At 72.6% G+C, this 4,551-nt stretch carries 4 protein-coding genes; 1 reads left to right on the top strand and 3 read right to left on the bottom strand.

From position 1 onward, the window contains the following. Nucleotides 1-1,535 (bottom strand): DEAD/DEAH box helicase (locus ND748_RS25900; protein WP_251748730.1); only part of this gene is annotated, 1,535 nt, incomplete at its 3' end. Nucleotides 1,536-1,703: 168 nt separating this feature from the next. Between ND748_RS25900 and ND748_RS25895 the strand changes: the two genes are divergently transcribed. Then, complete coding sequence (locus ND748_RS25895; RefSeq protein WP_251748728.1) at nt 1,704-3,212, top strand: helix-turn-helix transcriptional regulator; 1,509 nt, start codon at nt 1,704-1,706, stop codon at nt 3,210-3,212. 90 nt (nt 3,213-3,302) lie between these two features. On the opposite strand, the gene cutA is transcribed toward ND748_RS25895, so the two are convergent. Next, the gene (gene cutA / locus ND748_RS25890) at nt 3,303-3,632 is read right to left on the bottom strand and encodes a divalent-cation tolerance protein CutA (protein ID WP_251748732.1); all 330 of its coding nucleotides are present in this window, start codon (nt 3,630-3,632) and stop codon (nt 3,303-3,305) included. 367 nt (nt 3,633-3,999) lie between these two features. Next, nucleotides 4,000-4,551: ACT domain-containing protein (locus ND748_RS25885; RefSeq protein WP_251748726.1), on the bottom strand; the 552-nt coding region annotated here is incomplete at its 5' end.

Here is a 4,551-nt window from a genome sequence, read left to right as displayed (position 1 = left end):
GCGGCGCGCCGGGCGGCCGCCTGCTGGGCGGCCTGCTGAGCGGCCTCCCGCTGGCGCAGCAGGGTCGCGACCTGGTCCGGCTCCAGCAGGCCCGGCAGGCCGAGGAAGTCCTCCTCCTCCATCGAGCCGGGCGCCGCGGGGGTGCCGAACTCGCCGCCGTCGAAGATCACCCGATCTAGCTGGGCCGAGGAGCCCAGCGCCGTGAACAGCGTGTCCGGCTGGTCGGGGGCGTCCTTGCGCCGGTTGGCGTCGCGCAGCGCCTCGTCGTCGAAGGCGTCCGGGTCGCGCGGCTGCTTCTCCAGCGCGTGGTCGCGCTGGATCTCCATCTCCCCGGCGAGGGCGAGCAGGGTGGGCACGCTCGGCAGGAACACCGAGGCGGTCTCGCCCCGCCCCCGCCCCCGGACGAACCGGCCGACGGCCTGGGCGAAGTACAGCGGCGTCGAGGCCGAGGTCGCGTAGACCCCGACGGCGAGGCGAGGCACGTCGACGCCCTCGCTCACCATCCGCACGGCCACCATCCACCGGTCGGCCGACTGCCGGAAGTCAGCGATCTTCGCCGACGCGGTCGGGTCGTCGGACAGGATGAGCACCGGCGACACCCCGGTGATCCGGGCGAGCAGCCCCGCATACGCCCTCGCGGCGGCGTGGTCGGTGGCGATGACCAGCCCGGCCGCATCGGGCATGCCGCCGGCGCGCACCTGCGACAGTCTGGTGTCCGCCGAGGCGAGCACGGCCGGCATCCAGTCCCCGCCCGGGTCCAGCGCGGTGCGCCAGGCCGCCGCGGTCTGTTCACCGGTCAGCGGTTCGCCGAGCCGGGCCGACAGCTCGGCGCCGGCGCTGGTCCGCCAGGACATCTCACCGGAGTAGGCGAGGAAGAGCACCGGGCGCACGACGCCGTCGCGCAGGGCCTCGGCGTAGCCGTAGGAGGAGTCGGCGATGCTGCGCAGCACGCCGTCGGGTCCCGGCAGGTAGGTGACGAACGGGATCGGGTTGACGTCGGAGCGAAACGGCGTCCCGGTCAGGGCGAGGCGCCGCGCCGCGGGGGTGAACGCCTCCCGGGTCGCCTCACCCCAGGACAGTGCGTCGCCCGCGTGGTGGATCTCGTCGAGGATGACCAGGGTGCGCCGGGCGGCGGTCCGCGCCCGGTGCAGCGCCGGGTGGGCCGCGACCTGGGCGTAGGTCACCGCGACGCCGGTGTAGTCGGACGAGGTCGCGCCGGCGGAGTTGCGGAAGTCCGGGTCGAGGTCCACCCCGACCTCGGCGGCGGCGACCGCCCACTGCCGCTTGAGATGCTCGGTGGGCGCGACGACGGTGATCCGGCTGATCTCGCCGGTGGCCAGCAGGTCACTGGCGACCTGCAGGGCGAAGGTGGTCTTGCCGGCGCCCGGCGTCGCCACCGCGAGGAAGTCCCGGCCCCCGGACGACGAGCGGGACCGGTAGACGTCGAGGGCCGTCCGCTGCCACGCGCGCAGCGGACGGGTCGGGGCACCGGATCCGGGCGGTCGAGGACGTCGGTCGAGGGGTCCGGCTCTCACGCCCTCACTCTAGAAGGCGGCGCCCGTTAGCGGCACGCAGGCCACCCGCGCGCCGGGAAGACCACATTTTTGCCCTAGATGGTCTCGAAGGGACCACAGTGACTATGACCGTCTTATCTCACAGAGGGTTAAGCTCCAGGAGTCAACCGATTGACTTCGGAGGCCCCGATGCAGCTCACGACCGGTCCTTCGGCAGCTTCCCGGGCACCTGCGGCCTCCGGACCATCACCTGACGTGGCGACGTCCCACCGTGCCCCCGCGACCCGCACCCCGAACGCCCGGCTACGACTGAGCCGGGAGGAGCGGGGCTGGTCGCAGGAACGCCTCGCCACCGAGATCCGGCGCTTCTCCGTCATCCACGAGGGCCGCGAGGCCGGGGTGACCGGAAACATGATCTGCAAGTGGGAGAAGGGCGACAAGAAGCCGAGCCTGCGTTATCAGCGGCTGTTGCGAGCCCTATTCGGTCGGTCCTCGGTGGAACTGGGTTTCGTCGACGACGAGACACTTCCCTCCGCGGCCGGAGCAATACGGGCGGGAATGGGGCGGGGTATCGTCCCGACCGGGCCCGGCGGCCCGCCGCAGGCAGGTCGCGAGCTGGTCCCCGGCGGCACATTGGTCCTGCAGGCAGACGCCGAAGTGATCGACCCGAATGGCATTCCGGTGGAACGGCGGGACTTTCTGCGGCTCTTCGCCGCCGCGGGCGGCGTCGCGGTGGTGCCGATCGCCGCGGCCTCGGACACTCCGCCCTGGGAGCGGCTGTCGGCGGCGCTGCGGCGGCGGGCGAGCGTCACCCCGGAGCTCGCCGAGGAACTGGGGCAGCGCACCGCGGGCCTGTACGGCCTCGAGGAGCGCGTTCCGGCCAGGGTCCTGATGTCGCGGGTCACGGACCACCTGGGCCGGCTCACCCAGCTGCTGGAGTCGACGAACCGCACGCCGGTGCGCCGCGACCTCACCTCCACCGCCGGCGAGACGGCGGCGCTGGCGGGCTGGCTGGCCTTCGACATGAATGACCTGCCCGCCTCGGTGGCGTACTACCGGGTGGCCATCGAGGCCGCCCGCGAGGCCGACGACAACGCGCTGTGGGCGTGCGTGCTCGGCTACGAGAGCTACCAGACCGCCAGCCAGGGCCGCCACGACCAGGCGTGCGTGCTGCTCGGTGAGGCCCAGCGACGGGCAGCGACGGGCAGCACCGTCATGACCCGGGCGTGGCTGGCCGCCCGGGAGGCCGAGGAGCAGGCGGCGCGGGGCGAGGGCCGGGCGGCGCTGGCCGCACTGGACCGCGCCCAGGAGGCCTTCGAACGGGGCGAGAGCGACGGCGACCGGGTCTGGACCCAGTTCTTCGACCGGGGCCGGCTGGACGGGCTCAAGGTCACCACCTACACCCGGCTGCGCCGCCCGGCAGCGGCCTACGCGGCGGCCACCGAAGCCCTGCGGGCCACGGCGCCGGGTGCGACGAAGAAGCGGTCGCTGCTGATGAGCGACATCGCCGAGGTGCACATCCAGCGTCGGGAGATCGAGGCGGCCTGCCACTTCGCCGCCGAGGCCCTGTCGATCGTGGCCCAGACGGACTTCTCCCTCGGCCTGGCCCGTGTCCGGCGGACCCGCGAGCACCTGCGGCCCTGGCAGCACACCCAGGCCGTGCGCGACCTCGACGACCAGCTACGGGCACTGGCCTGAGCGGGGTCCCTCCCTCGGGCCGGACGCCGCCGGCGGCAAGACGTCCGGTCGCCGCCCCGGCCCCGCCAGAGTCGGGGCGGCGACCGGACGTCAGCTCCGCACCGCGGGCGCGGTCTCCGCACTGATCCACTGCAGATAGTCGGCGTGGCCCGCGACTATCGGCGTGGCAATGATCTCGGGATTCTCGTACGGGTGCAGGACGACCAGCCGCTCACGTAGCTCGTCGAATCGCTCGGTGGTGGTTTTCGCGAGACAGAGCCATTCCTCGGCCTGTTCGATCTCGCCCTTCCATCGGTAGATGCTGCTCATCGGGCCGATCACCTGGAAACAGGCGACCAGGCGCGCCTCCACGAGCGCACGGCCGATACGCTCGGCGCCTTCTCGGGAGTCGATACTCACAATGACCTGAAGGTGACCCACGCGCACTCCCATCTGGAAACGAGGGATACGCGAGATACTCTACATCGATCAGTGGCGGTCGCCGTTGAATTTACGGCGCCCGGAAGGGTGGCGGCTATTCCCTCAGCGACAATCCACCCTTATCGACCCGGATGGGGCAGTTTTAGGCACCTACTGTTTACCGGCGGTGGATGCGGAGGGCACTTTCCGGGGTGGAATCGCCACGCTGCGCGGCGGTGCCGATGACGGTTCTTGCCGACCGAGCCCTTTCGACGGTCAGGCCGGCGAGTCGTGCCCGAACGGGGTTGCCAGACCCGGCGGCGGCACGGATCAGGCCGCGGCACGGATCAGGGGCGGCGGCGGCACTGGTCGGGTCGCACGCTGCGGGTCAGGTGGTGGCGCGGGCGGGCGGGTCGGCGGTCGGCGACGGCTGGGTCTGACACCCGCGGTAGCAGTCGTACACGCCGCCCACCCGGCGAACCGCCGAAAGCACGCTGTCGAGCTGCTCGGGCCCGGTGACCTCGATGGTGAAGCGGGCGTGGGCGACGCGGTCCTCGGAGGTCGTCGTCGATGCGGCCCGGACGGACACCGACGTCTCGGACAGAACCTCGGTGATGTCGGCCAGCAGCCCGTAACGGTCGAACGCCTCGACCGCGATCTCGGCGGGGAAAATCTTGACATCGGGCGCGGACCAGGCCACCACCACGACCCGTTCCCGGTCGGCACGCGCCTCGGTGGCGTTGCCGCACTCGCGGCGGTGCAGCGAGACCGCGCTGCCGTGGGTCGTGAAGCCGACGACGGCGTCACCGGGCAGCGGCAGGCAACATCGGGCCAGCCGGACGGGCATGCTCGCGCCCGATCCATCGTCGGCGACGGCGGCGAGGCTGGGGACGCCGCGACGGGCCAGGTGCCGCGCCGGTGCCGCGGCGGTCCCGCCGGG

The organism is Frankia sp. AiPs1 (genome assembly GCF_023716945.1).
In the GTDB taxonomy this organism is placed as follows: domain Bacteria; phylum Actinomycetota; class Actinomycetes; order Frankiales; family Frankiaceae; genus Frankia.
Note: the sequence above shows the minus strand (reverse complement) of the source record. Positions and strands in the feature narration are given on the sequence as shown.